Origin of the sequence: Streptococcus sp. 2020WUSS089 (genome assembly GCF_044427405.1) — a bacterium.
In the GTDB taxonomy this organism is placed as follows: Bacteria; Bacillota; Bacilli; order Lactobacillales; family Streptococcaceae; genus Streptococcus; species Streptococcus hashimotonensis.
This window is the reverse complement of record NZ_JAOTGD010000001.1, coordinates 446157-470843: the sequence shown is the minus strand read 5'-3', so window position 1 is coordinate 470843 and position 24687 is coordinate 446157. Positions and strand designations below refer to the sequence as shown.

Annotated in this window: 24 protein-coding genes; 20 read left to right on the top strand and 4 right to left on the bottom strand. The window is 41.7% G+C overall.

Features of this window, described 5'->3' with window-relative positions; all coding sequences use genetic code 11:
* Nucleotides 1-11: 11 nt before the first annotated feature.
* A complete protein-coding gene (locus ODU46_RS02195; RefSeq protein WP_205028590.1) occupies nt 12-404 on the bottom strand; it encodes a (deoxy)nucleoside triphosphate pyrophosphohydrolase in 393 nt (130 codons plus the stop codon).
* 74 nt (nt 405-478) lie between these two features.
* Here ODU46_RS02195 and ODU46_RS02190 point away from each other — a divergent pair, with 74 nt between their 5' ends.
* From ODU46_RS02190 to ileS, 16 genes are all read left to right on the top strand, one after another.
* On the top strand, nt 479-1528 hold the full coding sequence (locus tag ODU46_RS02190) for an MmcQ/YjbR family DNA-binding protein (RefSeq protein ID WP_398579171.1): 1050 nt from the start codon (nt 479-481) through the stop codon (nt 1526-1528).
* Between the two features lie 82 nt (nt 1529-1610).
* Nucleotides 1611-2603 carry an aspartate--ammonia ligase gene (gene asnA, locus ODU46_RS02185; RefSeq protein ID WP_014637558.1) on the top strand — a complete coding sequence of 331 codons (993 nt, stop codon included), beginning with the start codon at nt 1611-1613 and terminating at the stop codon, nt 2601-2603.
* A 132-nt stretch (nt 2604-2735) separates the two neighbouring features.
* Nucleotides 2736-4583: a translational GTPase TypA gene (gene typA, locus ODU46_RS02180; protein ID WP_009909450.1), complete on the top strand. Its 1848-nt coding sequence runs from the start codon at nt 2736-2738 to the stop codon at nt 4581-4583.
* 17 nt (nt 4584-4600) lie between these two features.
* Nucleotides 4601-4891 (top strand): DUF3165 family protein, encoded by a 291-nt coding sequence (locus ODU46_RS02175; RefSeq protein WP_099832401.1) that lies wholly within the window; start codon nt 4601-4603, stop codon nt 4889-4891.
* 97 nt (nt 4892-4988) lie between these two features.
* Entirely contained in the window at nt 4989-6338 is a 1350-nt protein-coding gene (gene murD / locus ODU46_RS02170) for a UDP-N-acetylmuramoyl-L-alanine--D-glutamate ligase (protein ID WP_398579170.1), read from the top strand.
* Nucleotides 6339-6340: 2 nt separating this feature from the next.
* Nucleotides 6341-7405 (top strand): UDP-N-acetylglucosamine--N-acetylmuramyl-(pentapeptide) pyrophosphoryl-undecaprenol N-acetylglucosamine transferase, encoded by a 1065-nt coding sequence (locus tag ODU46_RS02165; protein WP_032500041.1) that lies wholly within the window; start codon nt 6341-6343, stop codon nt 7403-7405.
* A gap of 5 nt (nt 7406-7410) precedes the next feature.
* The gene (locus ODU46_RS02160) at nt 7411-8493 is read left to right on the top strand and encodes a cell division protein FtsQ/DivIB (RefSeq protein WP_222759876.1); all 1083 of its coding nucleotides are present in this window, start codon (nt 7411-7413) and stop codon (nt 8491-8493) included.
* A 152-nt stretch (nt 8494-8645) separates the two neighbouring features.
* Nucleotides 8646-10025 carry a cell division protein FtsA gene (ftsA, locus tag ODU46_RS02155; RefSeq protein WP_114866259.1) on the top strand — a complete coding sequence of 460 codons (1380 nt, stop codon included), beginning with the start codon at nt 8646-8648 and terminating at the stop codon, nt 10023-10025.
* A gap of 25 nt (nt 10026-10050) precedes the next feature.
* A complete protein-coding gene (ftsZ, locus tag ODU46_RS02150; RefSeq protein ID WP_230333337.1) occupies nt 10051-11280 on the top strand; it encodes a cell division protein FtsZ in 1230 nt (409 codons plus the stop codon).
* Between the two features lie 6 nt (nt 11281-11286).
* A complete protein-coding gene (locus tag ODU46_RS02145; protein WP_230333336.1) occupies nt 11287-11958 on the top strand; it encodes a YggS family pyridoxal phosphate-dependent enzyme in 672 nt (223 codons plus the stop codon).
* 16 nt (nt 11959-11974) lie between these two features.
* The gene (locus ODU46_RS02140; protein ID WP_024406976.1) at nt 11975-12541 is read left to right on the top strand and encodes a cell division protein SepF; all 567 of its coding nucleotides are present in this window, start codon (nt 11975-11977) and stop codon (nt 12539-12541) included.
* A 4-nt stretch (nt 12542-12545) separates the two neighbouring features.
* Nucleotides 12546-12809 carry a YggT family protein gene (locus ODU46_RS02135; protein ID WP_002943042.1) on the top strand — a complete coding sequence of 88 codons (264 nt, stop codon included), beginning with the start codon at nt 12546-12548 and terminating at the stop codon, nt 12807-12809.
* Nucleotides 12810-12811: 2 nt separating this feature from the next.
* Entirely contained in the window at nt 12812-13603 is a 792-nt protein-coding gene (locus ODU46_RS02130; RefSeq protein ID WP_398579168.1) for an RNA-binding protein, read from the top strand.
* A gap of 8 nt (nt 13604-13611) precedes the next feature.
* A complete protein-coding gene (locus tag ODU46_RS02125) occupies nt 13612-14301 on the top strand; it encodes a DivIVA domain-containing protein (protein WP_024385043.1) in 690 nt (229 codons plus the stop codon).
* Nucleotides 14302-14533: 232 nt separating this feature from the next.
* Nucleotides 14534-14977 carry a GNAT family N-acetyltransferase gene (locus ODU46_RS02120; protein ID WP_024401975.1) on the top strand — a complete coding sequence of 148 codons (444 nt, stop codon included), beginning with the start codon at nt 14534-14536 and terminating at the stop codon, nt 14975-14977.
* A 10-nt stretch (nt 14978-14987) separates the two neighbouring features.
* The gene (ileS, locus tag ODU46_RS02115) at nt 14988-17777 is read left to right on the top strand and encodes an isoleucine--tRNA ligase (RefSeq protein WP_105135798.1); all 2790 of its coding nucleotides are present in this window, start codon (nt 14988-14990) and stop codon (nt 17775-17777) included.
* Between the two features lie 468 nt (nt 17778-18245).
* Here the strand turns inward: ileS and ODU46_RS02110 are convergent, their stop codons facing one another.
* The 3 genes from ODU46_RS02110 to ODU46_RS02100 form a co-directional block, all read right to left on the bottom strand.
* Nucleotides 18246-18554, bottom strand: a complete 309-nt coding sequence (locus ODU46_RS02110; protein WP_002938710.1) for a DUF1827 family protein — start codon at nt 18552-18554, stop codon at nt 18246-18248.
* A gap of 54 nt (nt 18555-18608) precedes the next feature.
* Entirely contained in the window at nt 18609-19070 is a 462-nt protein-coding gene (locus tag ODU46_RS02105) for an NUDIX hydrolase (protein ID WP_002938708.1), read from the bottom strand.
* A gap of 185 nt (nt 19071-19255) precedes the next feature.
* On the bottom strand, nt 19256-21487 hold the full coding sequence (locus ODU46_RS02100; RefSeq protein ID WP_336384335.1) for an ATP-dependent Clp protease ATP-binding subunit: 2232 nt from the start codon (nt 21485-21487) through the stop codon (nt 19256-19258).
* A gap of 222 nt (nt 21488-21709) precedes the next feature.
* Between ODU46_RS02100 and ODU46_RS02095 the strand changes: the two genes are divergently transcribed.
* The 4 genes from ODU46_RS02095 (at nt 21710) to ODU46_RS02080 (ending at nt 24564) form a co-directional block, all read left to right on the top strand.
* A complete protein-coding gene (locus ODU46_RS02095) occupies nt 21710-21940 on the top strand; it encodes a DUF1797 family protein (protein ID WP_002938704.1) in 231 nt (76 codons plus the stop codon).
* Nucleotides 21941-22065: 125 nt separating this feature from the next.
* Nucleotides 22066-22755, top strand: a complete 690-nt coding sequence (locus ODU46_RS02090) for an amino acid ABC transporter permease (RefSeq protein ID WP_002938702.1) — start codon at nt 22066-22068, stop codon at nt 22753-22755.
* Complete coding sequence (locus tag ODU46_RS02085) at nt 22748-23482, top strand: amino acid ABC transporter ATP-binding protein (protein ID WP_002943067.1); 735 nt, start codon at nt 22748-22750, stop codon at nt 23480-23482. The genes ODU46_RS02090 and ODU46_RS02085 overlap by 8 nt, the downstream gene beginning before the upstream one ends.
* 233 nt (nt 23483-23715) lie before the next feature.
* Nucleotides 23716-24564: a bifunctional methylenetetrahydrofolate dehydrogenase/methenyltetrahydrofolate cyclohydrolase gene (locus ODU46_RS02080; RefSeq protein WP_336385353.1), complete on the top strand. Its 849-nt coding sequence runs from the start codon at nt 23716-23718 to the stop codon at nt 24562-24564.
* The last annotated feature ends 123 nt before the right edge of the window (nt 24565-24687 follow it).

Sequence of the window (24687 nt, the reverse complement as noted above, 5' to 3'; positions counted from 1 at the left end):
CTTGCGAATCTCTATCTTTTTTGTAAACAGTTAACAGCTGGAATATCTACTGGTGCCCATTCTAAGTCATCTAATTGTTCGATTGGAAGCCATTTAGAATCCTGGTGTTCTAACAATGTTAAATTTCCAGCTACTAATTTTGAACGGTATGTTTTCATTGTAACAATGCCAAATTCATATTCGTAGGATGCTTCATTTAGGAAAGAAATGATTTCGATTTCAGAATCAAATTCTTCTTTGATTTCGCGAACTAAAGCCTCTTCAGGAGTCTCACCTTGCTCAAGCTTTCCTCCAGGAAATTCCCAATAGCCCCCTAGGTTCTTTCCTTCAGGACGCTGGGCACAAAAGATTTTTCCATCTTTTTCGATTGCCGCTGCTACGACATTAATAATTTTTTTTGACAAGATTTGACCTCCACGATAAACTCTTTAACAGATTTTGTTATACTTTGTATATATATTACTTTAAAGGATTCAAAATGTCTAGACTAATTGCACACCTCCCCTCCCTCATCCCTTTCGGTTTTATCCTCTCCGACAATCGGTACACCTACCGTGAGGTGTTCATGGAGGGGCAGTTTGAGGCGGTGGTAGAGGTTGATGAGGCTGGTCAGCTGTCGTCCTATGTCTGGGATTGTGAGATGGAGGAGGTCTATACTGCCCATCTGGTGACTGCGCCAGCTGGGGCTTTTGTGGGGCAGGTGCGTGAGGCTTATCAGTCTATTTTGGATCGGGTAGAGGAGGCTTGTTGTGTCGCTCTGCCATTTTCCAAAGACCAAAGTAACCGCATAGCCCAGCTCATCAAGGAGCAGTGGGGTGACCTACCTGATTATCCCTTTGCCAAGTCGCTAGAGACGGGGGCTTTTCGTCATCCTGCCAATAATAAGTGGTACGCTTTGGTGACTCAGGTCAAGCGGGGACAGCTGGATGGGAGCGCTGACCAAGAGCTGGTGGAGATTGTCAATCTAAAGGTCGATGGTCGGGAAATAGCAGAGCTGCTGAGCCAGTCGGGCATCTTCCCAGCTTATCATATGTCAAAGAAGGCCTGGGTGTCGGTCTTGCTGGATGAGACTGTGGAGGACCAGATGGTTTTTGCCCTTCTTGAGAAGAGCCGCTATCTGGTAGGACCAAAATCCTACAAGGCGGAGCAAGGGCCTGATTACTGGGTTATTCCAGCCAATCCAAAGGTCTATGATATTGATACCGAGTTTGCGGAAAATAAGGTAGTCTATTGGCCGCAAAAATCAACCATTCAAGCTGGGGACTTCGTAGCCATCTACGTGACGGCACCTGTACAGGCTATTCGCTATGTCTGCCGTGTCTTGGGGGCGAACTTGGAAAATCATGGACAATCAGACATTCCTACAGAAAAGAAAGTCATGCAGGTCGAATTGCTCGCTCAGCTGTCCGATGATGTACTTCCTAGAGCGCGCATGATGGACTTGGGAGTCAAGGCGGTGCGTGGGCCAAGACGCTTGACAGAGGGCGTGATAGAAGTACTGACATCCGAAGTGAAAAACCTCCATTAAATTATCAGAATATTTAATAAAAAGACTTTACAAGTAGGTAAAAAAGAGTATAATAGGGTGTATAAATTTAAGGAGGTAAGGTATGAAGAAAAGCTTCATTCATCAGCAAGAGGAGATTTCTTTCGTCAAAAATACATTCACCCAGTATTTGAAAGACAAGCTAGAAATCGTAGAAGTGCAAGGACCGATTTTGAGTCGTGTCGGGGATGGTATGCAGGATAATTTGTCCGGTGTGGAGAATGCGGTCACTGTTAATGTGAAGTTGATCCCAGATGCGACCTATGAAGTGGTTCACTCACTTGCTAAGTGGAAGCGTCATACCTTGGCTCGTTTCGGTTTTAATGAGGGAGAAGGGCTCTTTGTTCACATGAAGGCTCTTCGTCCTGACGAGGATTCCTTGGACCCTATTCACTCAGTATATGTGGATCAATGGGACTGGGAGAAGGTTATTCCTGATGGCCGTCGCAACTTGGCTTATTTGAAGGAAACGGTCGAACAAATCTATAAGGCCATTCGATTGACTGAGCTTGCAGTTGAAGCTCGTTATGATATTGAGTCTGTTTTGCCTAAGAAAATCACCTTTATCCACACGGAGGATTTGGTCAAGAACTTCCCAGACTTGACACCAAAAGAGCGTGAGAATGTGGTTGCCAAAGAATACGGCGCAGTTTTCCTAATCGGTATTGGTGGTGAACTGGCAGACGGTAAACCACATGATGGACGCGCCCCAGACTATGATGACTGGACAAGCCCATCAGAAGCAGGCTATAAAGGACTCAATGGAGACATCTTGGTTTGGAACGAAGCACTTGGTTCAGCATTTGAGTTGTCCTCAATGGGGATTCGTGTGGATGAAGAAGCGCTGAAGCGCCAGGTTGCTATTACAGGTGACGAGGACCGTTTAGAATTTGATTGGCATCGTGCCCTTTTGAATGGACTCTTCCCGCTGTCTATCGGTGGTGGTATTGGTCAATCCCGTTTGGCCATGTTCTTGCTTCGTAAGAAACATATCGGTGAAGTGCAGTCAAGCGTTTGGCCACAAGAAGTGCGTGATAATTTTGAGAACATTTTATAAGAGATTGGCTTCAATCTCTTTTCTTCTGCTTTCAATCTGCTATCTGAAAACATTTACAACAAGATTATCTGTGATTTTTACGCCAATCTATGATATACTTTTTTAGTTAAATTAAAATATACAGAGGATATTATGACAAAACTTAGAGAAGACATCCGTAACGTAGCCATTATTGCCCACGTTGACCACGGAAAAACAACCCTCGTTGATGAATTATTGAAACAATCCCAAACGCTTGATGAGCGTACGCAATTGGATGAGCGTGCCATGGACTCAAACGATATCGAAAAAGAGCGTGGTATCACTATTCTTGCTAAGAACACTGCCGTAGCTTATAACGGTACTCGTATCAACATCATGGACACACCAGGACATGCAGACTTCGGTGGTGAGGTTGAGCGTATTATGAAAATGGTTGACGGTGTTGTGCTTGTCGTGGATGCTTACGAAGGGACTATGCCACAGACTCGTTTCGTATTGAAAAAAGCCCTTGAGCAAAACTTGACACCAATCGTCGTTGTTAACAAGATTGACAAACCATCTGCTCGTCCAGAAGAAGTTGTAGATGAAGTGCTTGAACTCTTCATCGAATTGGGTGCAGATGATGACCAGTTGGAGTTCCCCGTGGTTTATGCATCAGCTATCAACGGTACTTCATCTTTGTCTGACAATCCAGCAGACCAAGAAGAAACAATGGCACCAATATTTGATACCATCATCGAACATATCCCTGCACCAGTGGATAACTCAGATGAGCCTTTGCAGTTCCAAGTATCCCTTTTGGACTATAACGACTTCGTAGGTCGTATCGGTATCGGTCGTGTCTTCCGTGGTACTGTTAAAGTAGGAGACCAAGTTACCCTTTCTAAACTAGATGGCACAACGAAAAACTTCCGCGTTACAAAACTCTTTGGTTTCTTCGGTCTTGAGCGTAAAGAAATCCAAGAAGCAAAAGCTGGTGATTTGATTGCCGTTTCTGGTATGGAAGACATCTTCGTTGGTGAAACTGTGACTCCGACAGATGCAGTTGAGGCACTTCCAGTTCTTCGTATCGATGAACCAACCCTTCAAATGACTTTCTTGGTGAACAACTCACCGTTTGCAGGTCGTGAAGGTAAATGGGTGACATCTCGTAAGATTGAAGAGCGCCTTTTGGCTGAGTTGCAAACAGACGTTTCTCTCCGTGTTGACCCTACTGACTCTCCAGATAAATGGACTGTTTCAGGTCGTGGTGAATTGCACTTGTCTATCTTGATTGAAACCATGCGTCGTGAGGGATATGAGCTTCAAGTATCACGTCCAGAAGTTATCATCAAGGAAATTGACGGCGTGAAAATGGAGCCATTCGAGCGCGTGCAAATCGATACTCCAGAAGAATACCAAGGTTCTGTTATCCAATCCCTATCTGAGCGTAAGGGTGATATGTTGGATATGGTTGCGACAGGTAATGGTCAAACTCGTCTTGTTTTCCTAGTGCCTGCGCGTGGTTTGATTGGTTATTCAACAGAATTCCTTTCAATGACTCGTGGTTATGGTATCATGAACCATACTTTCGACCAATACTTGCCTGTTGTTCAAGGTGAAATCGGTGGTCGTCACCGTGGTGCCCTTGTCTCTATCGACCAAGGTAAGGCAACGACATACTCTATCATGCGTATTGAAGAGCGTGGTACCATCTTTGTAAACCCAGGTACTGAAGTGTACGAAGGAATGATTATCGGTGAAAACTCACGTGAAAATGACTTGACAGTTAACATCACAACTGCAAAACAAATGACCAACGTTCGTTCAGCTACCAAAGACCAAACGTCTGTAATTAAGACACCACGTATCTTGACTCTTGAAGAATCACTAGAATTCTTGAACGATGATGAATACATGGAAGTAACGCCAGAATCTATCCGTCTTCGTAAGCAAATCTTGAACAAGGCAGAGCGTGATAAGGCTGCGAAAAAGAAAAAATTAGCGACTGAGGAATAATTTCTAGGAGAAGAAGCATGTTTTATTTAATCCTCGCCATCATGTTAGTACTTTTTTATATTTTTATTGCACCTCGCAATATTAAGGGGACTATGAATTTGATTGCGGCAGTATTTTTACTGGTAGCATTAGCGATTGCCTTGGTACTTGGATTTTTAAGAATCATGCAATTTCCAAAGGAAATTTGGGTTGGTCTACTAATGATTCTGATTGGTTTTTGGGCGATGCGGGATATTTATTATCTCGATAAAGAACCTAAAGACAGGCAGAGGAGAACAGAGCGACCTGATCCTTATAGATATAGATGAAATTAACCGACGCTTTGCGTCGGTTTTTCTGTCCTCTGGCTTGAAAAAGGTCTTCGTAAAGGGTAAAATAAGGTGTTAGAAAGTAAAGGTAATTGAGATGAAGATGATTGATATTGTAAAAAATAAGAAAGTGTTAGTGCTAGGTTTAGCTAAATCAGGGGAATCCGCAGCCCGTCTCCTGGATAAATTGGGTGCTATCGTCACTGTTAACGATGGGAAGCCTTTTGAAGAAAATCCGACTGCTCAATCTTTGTTGGAAGATGGTATCCGTGTTATTTGCGGGAGCCATCCCTTGGAATTGTTGGATGAAGATTTCGCTTTGATGGTAAAAAATCCAGGAATTCGTTATGATAATCCGATGGTTGAAAAAGCAATTGGAAGAGGAATTCCAGTATGGACAGAGGTTGAGTTGGCCTACTTGGTATCAGATGCTCCAATTGTGGGGATTACAGGTTCGAACGGTAAGACAACGACAACGACCATGATTGCAGAAGTCTTGAATGCTGGAAATAAACCTGCAAAATTATGTGGAAATATTGGTTACCCAGCATCTTCGGTCGCTCAAACTGCGACTGCAGAGGATACCTTGGTCATGGAATTATCGTCTTTCCAGTTAATGGGGACAGAATCTTTCCGCCCGCATATCGCCGTTGTGACTAATCTTATTGCCAGTCATATTGATTATCATGGGACTTTTGAAGACTATGTAGCAGCAAAATGGATGATTCAGCGTCAGATGACGGCTGAGGATTTTGTAGTGCTCAACTTCAACCAGAAAGAAGCCAAGGAACTGGCTGGACAGACCAAAGCAACTGTAGTTCCTTTTTCTACGCTGGAAGTGGTTGATGGAGCTTATTTGGCAGATGGAAAACTCTATTTCAAGGGTGAATACATCATGGATGCGGACCAAATTGGTGTTCCAGGTTCACACAATGTTGAAAATGCCTTGGCAACCATTGTGGTTGCAAAATTGTTGGGAGTAGACCACCAAGCGATTCAGGAAAGTTTGTCTGCCTTTGGAGGTGTCAAACACCGCTTGCAATTTGTAGGCGAGATCAATGGGGTTTCCTTCTATAATGATAGCAAGTCTACCAATATTTTGGCGACTCAAAAAGCTCTTTCAGGGTTTGACAATAGCAAGGTCATTTTGATTGCAGGAGGCTTGGACCGTGGCAATGAATTTGATGAATTAGTCCCTGATTTAGTCGGACTAAAGAAAATGGTGATCCTTGGTCAATCAGCTCCCCGTGTTCACCGTGCAGCAGATAAGGCAGAAGTGGAAACGATAGAAGCTCTTGATATTGCGGATGCGACTAGAAAAGCCTTTGCCATTGCAGAAAAAGGAGATATCGTCCTTTTGAGTCCAGCCAATGCAAGCTGGGATATGTATGCCAATTTTGAAGTGCGTGGTGACGTCTTCTTACAGACCTTTGAGGAGTTGAAATAATCATGAAAAAAATTGTTTTTACAGGCGGAGGGACTGTTGGGCACGTGACGCTCAATCTCCTTTTGATTCCGCGATTTTTGGAAGAAGGCTGGGAAGTCCACTATATTGGTGATGGGAACGGTATTGAACATGAGCAGGTTGTGAAATCAGGTTTAGATGTCCATTTTCATTCTATTTCGACTGGGAAATTGCGCCGTTATTTCTCTTTCCAAAATATGTTGGACGTGTTTAAAGTTGGTTTTGGTGTTCTTCAATCCTTGGCCATTATTGCTAAAATTCGTCCGCAAGCTCTTTTTTCAAAAGGTGGGTTTGTATCGGTTCCGCCAGTTATTGCGGCTAATTTGCTGCGGGTTCCGGTCTTTATCCATGAATCAGACTTAACAATGGGACTGGCCAATAAAATAGCCTATAAATTTGCGACAACCATGTATAGTACTTTTGAGCAACCTGCCAGCTTGACTAAAGTAAAACATGTTGGTGCGGTTACAAAAGTGGGGCAAACGAATGACAAAGTTACACCAATTCAGTTGCCAGAAATTCTCAGTCACTTCGATAAAAGTCTGCCGACCCTACTGTTTGTAGGTGGTTCGGGCGGTGCTAAGGTCTTTAATGATTTAATCAGTCAGAATAGTGCTGCTCTGACTGAACGATTCAATATTATCAACTTGACAGGGGACAGTAGTCTCAACCAATTAGATAAAAACCTATATAGAGTTGACTATGTGACAGAACTTTATCAACCCTTGATGGATTTAGCGGATGTCGTTATTACCCGTGGTGGTTCCAATACTCTGTTTGAGTTGATTGCCATGCAACAACTCCATTTGATTGTGCCACTGGGACGGCAGGCCAGTCGAGGGGACCAGATTGAAAATGCTCTCTATGCAGAGAAAAAGGGATATTCTAAGCAGATTGATGAAAGTCAATTGACATTTGCCAGTCTGTTAGTAGAAGTTGATGAGCTATTGAAAAATAAGGAATTTTATATCCAAAACATGGCAAATTCTAATGAAATTCAGTCAGTAGATAGTTTTTACAATTTGCTTAGAGAAGATATGGGAAGGTAGGTTCTATGACGGAAAAAGATTCAAATGTAGAAGAATCAGTGCTAGAAGTGGAACAGGCGTCCCAAGTAGAATTGGATTCAGAACAAATTTCACCAGCGGAGAAAGGATCTGTATTAGCCGAAGAAAAAGGACTTTCTACGGATGTAGACATACCTGAGATGACTGCTCCGGATGATGAAAAAAGTGCCTTTTTCGAACAATGGAAAGCACGCCACCAAGCCTACCTTGCTCATAAAGATGATGCAGATGTTCAGGCAGATGACGAAGGGCAGACAGAACAGAAGAGCCCAAAAGCTAGAAAGAGTAAAAGAGTCCTTTTTCAGGGAATAAACAGAAGACAAGAGAGTCGGGAATCCAAAAAGGAAACAGAGAAAAAGATTCACCCTTTACAAACTGCTATTCCTTCCAAGGTAGTGTGGAAAGCCGTTCCAGTTCTTGTGGCGAGCTTGTTATTGGCAGCCTTGGCTCTGTATTTTATTTCTCCAACCAGCAAGAAAAAACAGATAGAGGTCGTTGGAAATGAGCGACTAACTGCTGAGCAAGTAGAAAATTATAGCCTTATCTCTCCAGATGATTACATTGTAACCATAGCTTTGCATGCAGATGCTTACGCAAAGAATATTAAGAAGAATAGTTCGTCTGTAGAGACAGCAACAATCAAGTTCCAGTTTCCAGCTACCTTTACGATTCAAATTAAAGAATACGCTATAATAGGCTACATTCAGCAACAAAGTCAGTGGTATCCAGTATTGTCTAGTGGAGAGGTTGGTGGAGAGTCGATTTCACAGGATTCCTTGCCAGAAGGCTACCCAACGATTAATTTATCCGACAAGGAATTAATCAAGGAACTGGCCATTGAATTAGGGAAAATAGATACAGGAATTCGTTCTGCTATTCAGACAATAAATTTAACGCCAAGTAAAGTGACCGCGGATTTGCTGACACTCAATATGGCAGATGGGAACACGGTTTTAGTTCCATTGAGTGAGATTGGTCAGAAGTTGCCTTACTATGCAAAAATAGCGGCAGAAGTGACAGTTCCAACGACAATTGATATGGAAGTTGGTATTTATAGATATGCAAGCTAAAATAGATAATTTTGTAAAGAAAAAGTAATAAAAAAATCCTTTAAAAACACCATAATTCGATATAATATGGTATAATGAATGATGACTAATTATACTATTTTTCAAAATGGAAGATGATTTGTTAAAGTTGGAAGTAAGAGAGGACTGATAGAATGGCTAGAAACGGCTTTTTTACGGGATTAGATATTGGTACAAGCTCCGTTAAAGTCTTGGTTGCAGAATATATTGATAACGAAATGAATGTGATTGGGGTCAGCAATGTAAAAAGTGCTGGCGTCAAAGATGGAATTATTGTAAATATTGAGGTGGCTGCTGGAGCGATTAAAAAAGCGATCGAGCAGGCAGAAGAAAAGTCAGGTATCCGCATTGAAAAGGTAAATGTTGGATTACCTGCCAACCTTCTTCAGATTGAACCGACTCAAGGGATGATTCCTGTTACAACAGATTCACAAGAAATTACAGACTTGGATGTTGAGAATGTTGTAAAATCAGCATTGACGAAGAGTATGACTCCGGAACGCGAAGTGATTTCATTTATTCCAGAAGAGTTCACTGTCGATGGATTCCAAGGCATTAAGGACCCTCGTGGAATGATGGGAATTCGCTTGGAAATGCGTGGTATGCTGTACACAGGACCACGTACCATTCTTCACAATCTTCGTAAAACGGTGGAGCGTGTAGGTGTCCAAGTTGAAAATATTGTAATTTCTCCGTTGGCACTAACTCGCTCTGTATTGAATGAAGGTGAACGTGAGTTTGGTGCGACTGTCATTGATCTTGGTGGCGGTCAAACGACTGTGGCTGTTATGCGTGGTCAAGAGTTGCAATACACAAACATCTACCAAGAAGGTGGAGATTATATCACAAACGATATTTCAAAAGTATTGACAACTTCAAAGAGTATTGCTGAAAACTTGAAATACAACTACGGCATTGCCTATCCGCAAGATGCAAGTGATAAGGAAAAGTTCACTGTCGAAGTGATTGGAGAAAACGCTCCAGTTGAAGTGACCGAGCGCTACCTTTCAGAAGTGATTGCGGCACGTTTGCGTCAGATTTTTGACCGTGTAAAACAAGATTTGGAGCGTACACGTGCTCTAGATTTACCAGGTGGCATTGTTCTTGTAGGTGGTGGTGCTATCTTACCAGGAATTACAGAATTGGCCCAAGAAGTGTTTGGTGTTAATACTAAACTTTTTGTTCCAAATCAAATTGGTATCCGCAATCCAGCATTTGCAAGTGTGATTAGCTTTGTTGAGTATGTTGGTGAGTTAGAAGATGTTGAAAATATTGCCCAACATGCAGTAAATGGCGAGACTACCTTGAGACATAAGCCAGTTGAAATTCCTGTTGCTCGTCCTCGAATTAGTCAGCCAATTCAAAGAGAAATCGTGAACGAATTGAACACAGTCGATCAGGTAGAGGAACAAGTTGCTCCTACTTACCATGATGAGGAAGAAGAAGTTCGTCCAGCTGCTAAGGGAAACATCACAGATCGCATTCGTGGTTTGTTTGGCAGCATGTTTGAATAAGAGAAAAGAAAAGGTGATTTAAACTATGGCATTTTCATTTGAAGCAGCAGCTAGTCATGGTGCTGTCATTAAAGTAATCGGTGTCGGCGGTGGTGGCGGAAACGCGATTAACCGTATGATTGAAGAAGGTGTTGCTGGGGTTGAGTTCATTGCAGCAAACACAGATGTACAAGCGCTAAGTAGCTCTAAAGCTGAAACAGTTATCCAACTAGGTCCTAAATTGACTCGTGGTTTGGGTGCAGGAGGTCAACCTGAGGTTGGTCGTAAAGCTGCTGAGGAAAGCGAAGAAGCATTGACTAATGTATTAACTGGTGCAGATATGGTCTTCATCACTGCTGGTATGGGCGGTGGTTCAGGGACTGGTGCGGCTCCTGTTATTGCACGTATTGCTAAAAACTTGGGTGCCTTGACTGTCGCAGTTGTGACTCGTCCGTTTGGTTTTGAAGGAAATAAACGTGGAAACTTTGCGATTGAGGGAATTGAAGGTCTTCGCGAACAAGTAGATACACTTTTAATTATTTCAAACAACAACCTTCTTGAAATTGTTGATAAGAAAACACCGCTTTTAGAAGCACTAAGCGAAGCTGATAATGTTCTTCGTCAAGGTGTTCAAGGAATTACAGACTTGATTACAAATCCTGGTTTGATTAACTTGGACTTTGCAGATGTGAAGACAGTTATGGAAAACAAAGGAAACGCCTTGATGGGTATCGGTATCGGTACTGGTGAGGACCGAGTGATTGAGGCGGCTCGTAAAGCGATTTATTCTCCTCTTCTTGAAACAACAATTGATGGTGCAGAGGATGTCATTGTCAATGTTACAGGTGGTTATGACATGACTCTGACAGAAGCAGAAGATGCTTCAGAAATCGTTAATCAGGCTGCGGGTCAAGGTGTTAACATTTGGTTGGGTACATCTATTGATGAAACAATGAAAGATGAGATTCGTGTGACTGTTGTGGCTACAGGTGTTCGTCAAGATACTACTGATAAACCAGCCCGCCATCGCACGGAAGCTGTTTCACCACGCCCTTCTCAACGCTTTGATCATTCAGTAGCATCAGCACCAACTCGTGGAGCTGTACAACAAACTGAAGCGCCGAAAGCTTCTGCCTTCGGAGAGTGGGATTTGCGTCGTGAAAACTTGATTCGTCCAACTGACGCAGAACCAACATCCACTGTTTCCGTCGAAAAATTTACAATGGATCAAGATGAGGATGAATTGGATACACCACCATTCTTCCGTAATCGCTAAACTAAAATGAATTTTCAAAAGAATAAGGATGCTATCTTTTCAGCAGTTGCAAAAGCTGCTGAGAAGGCAGGTCGTCCGAGTGAATCAGTAAAGGTAATAGCTGTCACCAAATATGTTGACAGCTCTATTGCTAATCAGCTAGTGAATACTGGAATTACTCATATTGGAGAAAATCGAGTCGATCAGTTCTTGGAAAAGTATAATGCCCTAGCAGACAAACAATTGACATGGCATTTGATAGGGACTTTACAGAGAAGAAAGGTCAAGGACATTATTCCATTTGTTGATTATTTCCACGCCCTAGACTCTGTCAAACTAGCTCAGGAAATAGATAAACGTGCGACTAAAATAGTCAAGTGTTTCCTCCAAGTCAACGTTTCCGGTGAGGAGAGTAAGCATGGCTTTGCAGTATCTGAGATTGATGCGGCACTTGCTGAAATTAGTTTATTGGAGAACATTGAACTTGTTGGATTGATGACGATGGCACCGATTGATGCTACAGCTGATGAATTAGACGAGATTTTTTCTAAAATGCAGGAAATCCAAGAAGAACTAGCTACAAGGAACTTACCACGTATGCCCTTTACAGAGTTAAGTATGGGAATGAGTGGGGACTTTGAACGCGCCATTGCTCACGGAGCTACATATGTGAGAATTGGCTCAGCATTCTTTGAATAATGGAGAGGAGGAAAATATGGCATTAAAAGATACATTTAAGAACTTATTTAATTACTTTGAAGTTGACGAAGTCAATGAAGTTGAAGAACAGGCAGATGCCTATTCAATGCCTAATGATCGTCCTAAAATGCGTGTTGCCAATACTACTACAGCTGCACCTGTGCGCGAACAGCAGCCAAAAGTAGAGACGCGTCGGGAAGCACGTTCAGAAAGTCAACTTCAACGCCTACATGAAAGGCAGCAAGAATTGATGACGAATAATAACGAAAAAGAGATTGTCAAAACTACAATTGATATTAAGTTTCCAAAACGTTATGAAGATGCACCAGAGATGGTAAATCTTTTATTAGACAATGCGAGTATTCTCATTGATTTTCAATATATGTCGGAGCAACAAGCAAGACGTTGCTTAGACTACTTGGATGGTGCTCGTTCAGTATTATCTGGAAATTTGAAAAAGGTCTCAAATACCATGTGGCTGTTAACTCCAGTAAATGTCACAGTCAATATTGAAGAATTGCGCAATGCTGGTACAACTACTGGTGCGGCTGATTCAAATTTTGACTTTGATATAAAACGGTAACGCTATGCAAATTTTGATTTTTTTACTATTAAAAATTGTAGAAATTTATTCCTATCTCTTATTGGCATACGCTTTGCTAAGTTGGTTTCCTAGCCTATATACAAGCTCGATTGGACGTTTGATTCAATGGCTGGTAGCACCCATTTTAAAACCCTTTAGGCGATTTAATCTGCAATTTATGGGGTTGGATTGGACCGTAATGGCAGCCATGATTGCGCTTAATATGGGAACTCGCTTCTTGGTTCAATTATTGCTACTGTTAGCATAGTTATGAAAAATGACAAAAACTTATTGCAACATTTTTCTAGGGAAGAAAGAGAGTTTGTAGAGAAAATAATGGATATGTGTCAGCAAGTTGAAGATACGTATTCATATAGATTAACTCACTTTTTACATCCTAGACAAGATGAAATTGTATGCAAAATTGCTAACTACTACCAGTTACAAACGTTTTCTAGTCGGGACTTTGTTTCGACTGAACATTCGCGGGTTATTATTGCCCCGGCTTATTATGAGTTGGACATCAAGGACTTTGAGTTAACCGCTCTTCATTTGTCCTATGCTAGAAAATTTCATACCTTATCCCATTCACAAGTTCTTGGAACTTTTCTCAATCAACTAGGGATTAAAAGGGAGTATTTGGGTGATATTTTGATTGATGAGGAACGATTGATTGTCTTTATCGATCAGAAATTTGGGCAGATTGCCTTACAATCTATCACTAAAGTTGCTCGTGTCCCTGTTAAGGGAAAGGAAGAAGAATGGATGACTGTTCGACTACCGATTGGACAGGAATGGCGTTCAAAGGATGTGTTGGTTTCCAGTATGAGATTGGATAAAGTGATTTCGGTCGCATTTAATCTTTCAAGGGCAACTGCAAATAAGTTGATTGAGGCTGGACATGTGAAATTGGATTATGTTCTGACAGAACAAACCAGTAAATTAGTTGAAATAGGGCAATTAATTAGTGTTAGGAGATATGGTAGAGTTCGCCTAAATGAATTTTTAGGTTTTTCTAAGCAAGGGAAGATAAAATTAAAGTTAGACATTGTTAAAACTTAGGAGGAAAGATGGCACTTACAGCATTAGAATTAAAAGATAAAACCTTTGCTACAAAATTTAGAGGATACGACGCAGATGAAGTTGATGACTTTTTGGACATTGTAACGCGTGATTATGAGGATTTAATTCGTAAAAACCATGACCAAGAGTTAGAATTGAAAAATTTGCGGGAACGTTTGGCTTATTTTGATGAGATGAAAGAATCATTGAGTAAATCAGTTCTTTTAGCTCAAGATACAGCTGAGAAAGTAAAGGTTGCGGCCGAAGATCAAGCGGCAAATATTATTAAACAAGCTGACTATGATGCGGCAACATTGTTACATGAAGCTAAAGATAAGGCAAATGAAATTCTTCGTAATGCGACTGACAACGCGAAAAAAGTTGTCATTGAGACTGAAGAATTAAAAAACAAGACACGTATTTTCCATCAGCGTCTGAAATCAACAGTAGAAAGCCAATTATCATTGGTTAATTCATCTGAATGGGAGGAAATCCTTCGCCCAACAGCAAGTTACATTCAAACAAGTGACGAGGCTTTCCGTGATGTTCTTCATAAGGCTTTGGATGAAGAATTACCTGTTGAAGAAGAAAGTTTGGATTATACACGTCAATTGACACCAGAAGAAATTGCAGAATTAACACGTCAGGCAGCAGCTTTTGAGAGTGGAGAGTCTGTAGAAATTTCAACAGAAGAATAATAAAGATCATAAGCAGAGACACGGTCGGTAGAAATATTTATAGCGAGTAGGAGATGGTGGAAGCCCTACAATCTCTTTCTATGGATCATCACTTTGTTTGATTTTTCCTGAAAATAGTAAGGAAAGACGGCCCGTTCACGTTACGAACATAGAGGGATAGGGGAAACTCTATCTAAACTAAGGTGGTACCACGAACTTTCGTCCTTATTTGGCGGGAGTTTTTTTTATTTTTATGATACGATTAGAATTAGTAAACAAGGACAACTTTGAAGCAGTGTTACAAGTTCAACTTGCACCTGAGGACCAGCGCCGAGTGGCATCGGTTGAATATTCTTTAGCCCAAGCTTGGCTATATAAAGATTTGGGAATGATTCTACCATATGCTGTGCTATCTGGCAGAAAAGTTGTCGGTTTTGCAATGTTATCTATTGAACCCAAAGATAATAGTTATTATTTATGGCGCTTGTTAATTGATAAGGATTTTCAAAATCGTGGATTTGGAAAAGAAGTCATCCAGCAAATGATTGGAAAGGCGAAGGCGGATCCGCTTTGTCATAAAATTTCTATAAATTATGTCATTGGTAATCATAAAATGAGGTACATTTTAGAAAAACTTGGTTTTCAATCCGTTGGTTTAGAAGGCCAAGAAATGAAAATGGAACTAATTATAAGATAAAGGAGTTATGATGAAATTAAAAGAAACACTCAATTTAGGTAAGACAGCATTTCCTATGCGTGCAGGCTTACCAACTCGCGAACCAGAATGGCAAAAGGCTTGGGATGAAGCAAACTTGTATGCTCGTCGCCAAGAACTCAATGAAGGCAAACCTGCCTTCCACCTCCACGATGGCCCTCCCTACGCTAACGGAAATATCCACGTTGGACATGCTTTGAACAAGATTTCTAAAGATATTATCGTTCGCTCTAAGTCAATGTCTGGCTTCCGTGCACCATTTGTACCGGGTTGGGATACGCATGGTCTTCCTATTGAGCAAGTCTTGGCAAAACAAGGTGTTAAGCGCAAGGAAATGGACTTGGTAGAATACCTTGAAATGTGTCGTGATTACGCTCTTAGCCAAGTTGACAAGCAACGTGATGATTTCAAACGCTTGGGTGTTTCTGCAGACTGGGAAAATCCATACATCACCTTGACGAAAGACTATGAAGCAGCTCAAATCCGTGTCTTCGGTGCTATGGCAGACAAGGGCTATATTTACCGTGGTGCCAAGCCTGTCTACTGGTCATGGTCATCTGAATCTGCCCTTGCAGAAGCTGAAATTGAATACCACGACATTGACTCAACATCTCTTTATTATGCTAACAAGGTCAAAGATGGCAAGGGGCTCTTGGATACAGACAGCTACATCGTTGTCTGGACAACAACTCCATTTACAGTAACGGCTTCTCGCGGTTTGACAATGGGAGCAGACATTGACTATGTCTTGGTTCAACCAGCTGGTTCTGACCGTAAGTATGTCTTGGCAGAAGCCTTGGTTGACAACTTGGCAGCCAAATTCGGTTGGGAATCCTTCGAAGTGATTTCAAAACACAAGGGTGCTGAGTTTGAATACATCGTGACCGAACACCCATGGGATAGAGAAGTTGATGAATTGGTTATCTTAGGTGACCATGTCACAACGGACTCGGGTACTGGTATCGTCCATACGGCTCCAGGTTTTGGTGAGGATGACTATAATGTCGGTGTCAAATATGACTTGGAGGTTGCGGTAACTGTCAACGAACGCGGCTTGATGAATGAAGCTGCGGGTCCTGATTTTGAAGGGCAATTCTATGATAAGGTTGTACCAACGGTTAAGGAAAAATTGGGCGACTTGCTCCTTGCTAGTGAAGTGATTAATCACTCTTATCCATTTGACTGGAGAACCAAGAAGCCAATCATCTGGCGTGCAGTACCGCAATGGTTTGCCTCTGTTTCTAAATTCCGTCAGGAAATCTTGGACCAAATCGAAGCAACGACCTTTATTCCTGCTTGGGGTAAAACACGTCTTTACAACATGATCCGTGACCGCGGTGACTGGGTCATCTCTCGTCAGCGTGCTTGGGGTGTGCCGCTTCCAATCTTCTATGCAGAAGATGGTACAGCGATTATGACCAAGGAAGTGACAGACCACGTTGCTGCCCTTTTTGAAGAGCATGGTTCTATCATCTGGTGGAAATCAGAAGCAAAAGATCTTTTGCCAGCTGGTTTCACTCATCCAGGTTCACCAAATGGCGAATTTACCAAAGAAACAGACATCATGGACGTATGGTTTGACTCTGGTTCATCTTGGAATGGTGTCATGAATGCCCGTGAAAATCTTGCCTACCCAGCAGACCTCTACCTAGAAGGTTCTGACCAATACCGTGGTTGGTTTAACTCCTCCTTGATTACCTCTGTAGCCGTAAATGGTCATGCACCATACAAGGCTGTCTTGTCACAAGGTTTTGTCTTAGATGGCAAAGGTATGAAGATGTCTAAATCTCTAGGCAATACCATTCTACCAAGTGATGTTGAGAAACAATTTGGTGCAGAAATCTTGCGTCTGTGGGTGACATCCGTTGATACTTCAAACGACGTACGTGTGTCTATGGATATTCTTGGACAGGTTTCTGAAACCTATCGTAAAATCCGTAATACCCTTCGCTTCTTGATTGCCAACACTTCTGATTTCAATCCTGCAAGTGATGCAGTGGCTTACGAAGAGCTTCGTTCTGTTGACCAATATCTCTTGGTGAAATTTAACAAATTGGTTGCACAAATCCGTGAAGCCTACGACAATTATGATTTCATGGGCATCTACAAATCTGTAGTAAACTTTGTAACCCTTGATTTGTCAGCCTTCTACCTCGATTTTGCCAAAGATGTTGTCTACATTGATGGTGCTAAATCACTCTCTCGTCGTCAGATGCAGACAGTTTTCTATGACATCTTGGTGAAAATTACCAAGCTCTTGACCCCAATCTTGCCACACACAGCAGAAGAAATTTGGTCATACTTGGAACACGAAGCAGAAGAGTTTGTACAATTGGCGGAAATGCCAGAGGTGGAAACCTTTGCCAATGAAGCGCAGCTTTTGGCTGATTGGGAAAACTTTATGGTCTTCCGTACTCAGGCACAAAAAGCCTTGGAAGAAGCACGTAATGCCAAAGTCATCGGTAAATCACTTGAAGCTCATTTGACTGCCTATGTCTCAGCTGAAACCAAGTCCTTCTTGGAGAGCTTGAATGCAGACCTTGCTCAGTTGCTCATCGTTTCTAACCTTACAGTAACCACGGAAGCAGCTCCTGAAAGTGCTGTTCTGGTAGAAGAAGTTGCCTTTACTGTAGAGCGTGCAAGCGGTGAAGTATGTGACCGTTGCCGCCGTATTGATACCAGCGTTGTAGAACGTAGTTATGGTGCAACCATCTGTGACCACTGTGCAAGCGTAGTGGAAGAAAACTTTGCTGAAGCAGTAGCTCAAGGTTTTGAAGCTTAAGTAATCACAATACATTTGTTAAAGTCTATCTAGCGATAGGCTTTTTTGTAATACTCTTCGAAAATCAAAATTATCCGTTGTCAAGAGCCTTGATGAGTGAAAAGGGAGTGGGAAAGAACTCGACTGGTCTAAAAAAGAGTTCGTCTTCCCACCCCCGCACAGTTGATTAGGTCAGATTTGGAGTGTAAAACACGAACAAATCTACCAATCAACCACTGCGCTGTGATGTTGACACGAACTCTGAGAAGTGTGGCAGGACTTTTTTCCCAGCCTCTTCAGAACGTAGACAAACTCCTAAAAATATAAAAATTGAAGAAGTTTGCGAAAGATAGCAAGTCATTAAACTCTTAGAAACATTGATATTTCGGCGTATCTGAGAGTTTTTTATTTTCAACATAAAGAAAAAAGATTGAAGAAAATTGTCCAAAATGGACTTTTTCTTCAATCTGAAAGAAGCCAAATGTCTTCCTACACTTCTGCGATAATGGGAATAGACATTTCAATCAAACGGTCTGTGTGAATCGTTTGAATGGCAGCCTTGTTAATAGTTCGTTCATCAATTTTTCGATGAAGGAAGAAATCACGAATTTGCTCGATTTCATTTTGTTGTACTGCACGGTATTTATTACTGATCAAGAGTTCATAATGACGGGGTGCCTGTGTGAAAATAACGTCTGTATTCCCTGCAGAATAAGTCTCTACTAGGAAAGCATCAGTATTAGCCAACTGGCTTTGGACAAGATTGGGATGACTATTTGTCGTGTTAATGATTTTCATGTGGAACCTCCTCTATCTCTTTGGCTACATTATAGCACGATTAGAGTGTTTTTACTAGTTATTGAATGAATTTTCTTGCAATTTCCATTGTTCAATGCCCCATTTGTGACTACCACGTTTGAGTTTATCGATGGCTTCATTGACTGGGAACCAGGCAATATGGTTGAAATCTTCTAGTGGTTGCCCTATTTGATGGTAGCTAGTTACTTCATAGATGTAGGCTGGATTATAGAAATGGGTATCGCGGTGGCTAGAGTAGAAGTATTCGTCAGCCTGACCAAAGTATTTTCCGATTTCAGCGGTGAATCCAAGCTCTTCCATCAATTCGCGCTCCAAGGCAATGAGGTGATTTTCTCCCTTTTCAATTTCTCCACCAGGAAGAAACCAAGCTCCGTTTGGTGCTTGAACGAGTATAATCTGTTCTTTCTTTTCATCTGGGATAACTGCGTAAACACCAAAGCGACTCTGGTAGCTGACGCCAGCCTTCTTTTCTCCAAATACAGCGATTTTCTCCATAGGCAATTCTATCCTCTTTCATAATTGGAATGAGTTGTATACATTATACCACTTTTTTATTATTTTTCCTTGTGATAGGCTTTACAAAGTAAAGTTTTTTTATAGGATGGAGATGGGGAAAAATTTAGAAAAATAGAATATCAAAACAGTAAAATAGGCTACTCGTAGGGAGCAGCTCTATTTTCTTATTTTGTCTTTGTTTGTGCCTTGATTTGAATTGTACCTTTACTTGACATGACAGCACGTAGGTCTTTTTCTGCTGGATGTTCTAAGTAGAAGTCGGTGATAGCGTCTTCAATCTGATCTTGGATGGTTCTGCGTAGTGGACGAGCTCCCATCTTTGGATCGTAGCCAAGGTCCACTAATTTCTCCTTAACTTTATCTGTTACATGGAGGCTGATGCCATTGTGAGAAAGGCGTTTGTTTACATCGTCTAGCATGAGGCTGACGATTTCAAGTAGGTTTTCCTTGCTCAGTGGTTGGAACTCAATAATGCCGTCAAATCGGTTCATAAATTCAGGTGTGAAGAAATTGCTAAGTTGGCCAAGGACTGATTGAGTCCGCCCTTCCATAGCCGCACCAAAACCGACACTTGCTTCAACTTTTCCAGTACCAGCATTTGATGTCATGATGATGATGGTATCTTTGAAGCTGACTGTCCGACCTTGTCCATCTGTCAGACGCCCATCGTCTAAGACCTGAAGGAACATGTGCATGACATCTGGGTGGGCTTTTTCAACTTCGTCAAGGAGGATGAGTGAATAAGGATTACGACGGACTTTTTCAGTCAATTGTCCAGCCTCCTCATAGCCTACATAGCCTGGAGGAGCTCCGACGAGTTTAGCGACAGCGTGTTTTTCCATGTATTCGGACATGTCGAAGCGGATCATGCTGTCCGCCGAACCGAAGAGTTCGATAGCTAATTGCTTAGACAATTCGGTTTTACCGACACCTGTTGGTCCGACAAAGAGGAAGGATCCAATTGGACGATTTGGAGCACCGAGACCGACACGATTACGGCGGATGGCTTTAGCTATCTTGTCAACTGCTTCATCTTGTCCGATAACATGGGCTTTTAAGTCACTAGCGAGGTTCACAAGCTGGGACTGTTCCTTTTCTTTTAAATCGCCAACTGGGATATTTGTTTTTTGCTCAACGATGGCCTCAATTTCTTTCTCAGTAATGAGTGGAATATCTTCCTCGCTGATAGTTGCCTTTTGCATCTCCTTGTACTTAGCAATTTGGTCACGGAAATAGGCCGCTTTTTCATAGTCCTCATCCCGTGTAGCTTGTGCTTTACGCTTTTCGGCATCAATCAGGCGTTGGTCAATTTCTTTTGGATCAATAAAGTTGAGGGTCAAATTCATTTTTGAACCAGCTTCATCCAGAAGGTCAATAGCCTTGTCTGGTAGGAAACGGTCTTGAATGTAGCGGTTGGACAGTACTGCGGCAGCTTCGATAGCAGCATCGGAGTATTTAACATGATGGTAATCCTGGTATTTATTTTGGATACCTTTGAGAATGGTAATGGTTTCTTCGACACTTGGTTCTTCAACTTTTACAGGTTGCATACGGCGCTCTAGGGCGGCATCTTTTTCGATAATACGGTATTCGTTGAGCGTTGTTGCACCGACTAGTTGCATTTCACCACGTGCGAGGGCTGGTTTGAGGATATTGCCAGCATCCATGTTGCCATCGCCTGCAGAACCAGCACCGACAATTTCGTGAATCTCGTCAATAAAAAGAATGATTTCGCGACGATTACGGATTTCTTCCATGAGTTTTTGCATACGTTCTTCAAATTGTCCGCGGATACCTGTTCCTTGTACGAGGCTGACAACATCCAGACGAATGACTTCCTTGTCTCGTAATTTCTGTGGGACATCGCCATTGACAATTTTTTGAGCCAAGCCTTCAACAACCGCTGTTTTACCTACTCCAGGCTCACCGATAAGAACAGGGTTATTTTTTGTACGACGGTTGAGAATTTCGATGACACGGGTAATCTCTTGATCGCGACCGATTACTGGATCAATATCCCCACGACGGGCAATTTCGGTAACGTTGATACCAAATTCTTCAAGGAGCCCATTTGGTTGTTGGGGTTGTTGCGGAGGAGGGGTCTGTCCACCACGTCCATTATGCCCACCACCGGCTTGAGTGGGAGGAGTCTGTTCGCGATTTTTTCCAGCAGGGGTATTGCCAGGATAGCCACCTAGGTGATTGAAGAATTCACTAAAGGGATCCATATTGTTAGGATTTGTTAAATCTCCCAACCCACGTAGGATAGCATTATTAGGGTCTGTTTTCATGATTTGGTAGCAGTTGTGACAGAGGTCTACCTGCTGTTGTTTACCGTTTAAGTTGGTGTAGAGATGGATCGTTGCGTCGTTGATATTACAATTTTTGCAGAGCATAATTCTACCTCTTTCTGTGAAAAATATGACCTATTGTTGAATAGTCAAAAAAGGTCAGTTCTAGCTTTATTATAACAAGATTCATAGAAAAATCAAGAAACTGCTACGCTTGGAAAAACTTTCTATGAAAAATAGGGCGATAGGAAGAAAATAGGGAAAAAATAAGACTTTTTTGGCAATATGTGGTAAAATATTCCTATAAAAAGGATTAGGAGAACGAATATGGAATCACATTTGGTGAGAATTATCAATCGTCTGGAAGCTATGGCTAATGACGGCGGTACGTTGAAACGTAATTTCGAACGTGATGGTATTGTTGTTGCAGAAGTGGCTTATAGCTATGACGAGGAAAATGGTTCAGTATTTACCTTGCGTGATGTTGCTGCTCGTGAAACGTACGCGTTTGATAGCATCGACTTGATTGCAATGGAAATCTATGAGCTATTGTACTAAGAAGAAGTGAGAGGCACCTAAGGGTGCTTTTTTCTTATGTAAAATGAATATTATAAACAAAAGTATTGCATAAATATTCGAAAATGGTATAATAGACTCTAAATGACAGAATTGGAGTAAGATGAATGAATTTTTCTTTTTTGCCTGAGTATTGGGCTTATTTTAATTATGGGGCAATTGTTACCCTCATTATTGCATTTTTCTCAGTATTTTTTGGTAGTATTTTAGGTGTGTTGCTTGCCTTTGCTCAGCGTAGTAAGTATAAAGTGTTAGCTTGGACTGCTAATATCTATGTCTGGATTTTTCGTGGGACACCGATGATTGTTCAGATTATGATTGCTTTTGCGATGACACATTTTGTAGCACCCACTTTTCAGCTAGGAATTTTGACGGTAGATTTGACACGCTTGATTCCAGGTATCATTGTTATTTCGATGAACTCGGGTGCCTATGTATCTGAAACTGTTCGTGCAGGTATTAATGCTGTGCCAAAAGGACAGCTGGAAGCTGCTTATTCGCTTGGTATTAGACCAAAGCAGGCCATGCGTTACGTTATCATGCCACAGGCTATCAAGAATATCCTTCCAGCCTTGGGAAATGAATTTGTGACTATTGTCAAGGATAGTTCACTTTTGTCAACCATCGGTGTGATGGAATTATGGAACGGTGCTCAGACAGTTCAATCCACTTCTTATATTCCTTTAACACCACTTGTATTTGCAGCGAGCTATTATCTAATTATGACAACGGTGCTAACAGTGATTATTCAGTCGTTTGAGAAAAAGTTGAACAAGGGAGGGCAGTTCCATGTCTAATGCGATTATTTCTATCAAGGATTTACATAAATACTTCGGAAAGAATGAGGTTCTAAAAGGAATTGATTTAGATATTCAACAAGGTCAGGTAGTCGTTATTATCGGTCCATCAGGGTCAGGGAAATCGACTTTCTTACGTACAATGAACCTCTTAGAAGTACCGACCAAGGGAACTGTTACATTTGAAGGTGTTGATATTACTGACAAGTCAAATGATATTTTCAAGATGCGTGAAAAGATGGGAATGGTTTTTCAACAGTTCAATCTTTTTCCGAATATGACGGTATTAGATAATATTACTTTATCACCTATTAAGACAAAGGGAATTGCAAAGGATGAGGCTGAGAAGAAGGCTAAGGAATTACTTGAAAAGGTAGGATTGCCAGATAAGGCGAATGCCTATCCACAAAGCCTTTCAGGTGGTCAGCAACAGCGGATCGCTATTGCACGTGGTCTGGCCATGGACCCAGATGTCCTACTTTTTGATGAACCGACCTCTGCACTAGACCCTGAAATGGTTGGTGAAGTTCTTGCTGTTATGCAGGATTTGGCTAAGTCAGGGATGACCATGGTTATCGTGACTCATGAGATGGGATTTGCACGTGAGGTAGCTGACAGGGTTATCTTTATGGATGGTGGTGTCATCGTGGAGGATGGAACGCCTGAAGAAGTCTTTGAACATACCAAGGAAGAACGGACTAAGGATTTCTTGTCTAAGGTCTTGTAATATAGTCATTTAGTTTTTCTTTTATTACTTCGTTAACTCGCTTTGCCGTACTCCAGTACTGTCTGCAGCTCGTTGCCTAGTACTAAAAGTAAACTAAAAGACTATAAATGAACAAATAAGTACGACTCCGATATTGTTCGGAGTTTTTTGCTATATGCTATATTCTACTTTGTACAAGTATAGTCAGTCGGAGAATTTTAGGGTATAATAGAAAAAACAAAAGGAGTGTAGGTATGACAGTCATTGATGGGAAAGCACTAGGTGTAAAAATGCAGGCTACCTTGGCGGAGAAAACTGCTCGATTAAAAGAAGAAAAGGGTTTGGTACCAGGTCTTGTAGTTATTTTAGTTGGCGAAAATCCTGCTAGTCAGGTTTATGTACGGAATAAGGAGCGGTCAGCTCTAGCTGCTGGATTCAAGAGTGAGGTTGTTCGTGTTCCAGATACGATTTCTGAGTCAGACTTGTTGGATTTGATTGAGCGCTATAATCAGGATGAAGAATGGCATGGTATTTTGGTGCAATTGCCCTTACCAGCCCACATCAGCGAGGAGAAGGTCTTGTTGGCTATTGACCCAGATAAGGATGTGGATGGTTTTCATCCGACTAACATGGGGAAATTCTGGTCAGGTCATCCTGTCATGATTCCATCTACTCCAGCAGGAATTATGGAAATGTTCAAGGAATATCAGATTGAGCTGGAAGGGAAGTCTGCTTTAGTTATTGGTCGTTCTAATATTGTTGGTAAACCGATGGCACAGCTGCTATTGGATGCCAATGCTACTGTAACGATTGCACATTCTCGTACCAAAAACTTGCCAGTTCTTGCTCGTCAGGCCGATATTCTTGTTGTTGCCATTGGTCGTGGTCATTTTGTGACCAAGGAATTTGTTAAGCCAGGTGCCGTGGTGATTGATGTTGGTATGAATCGTGATGAAAATGGCAAGCTAATCGGTGATGTCAAATACGATGAAGTATCAGAAGTAGCAAGTTATATTACCCCAGTTCCAGGTGGTGTTGGTCCGATGACTATTACCATGTTGATGGAACAGACCTATGAAGCTTGTGTCAGAAGTGCAAAATAATTATCTGAAATATCAGCTATGTGGTGTAGCTGGTATTTTTTATTTTGAGAGTGGGAAGACGAAATCAGAGAAGTGGTACTGGTCTTGAGCCAAGCTTAGTTTTGAGGTTTATTCTTGGGAATG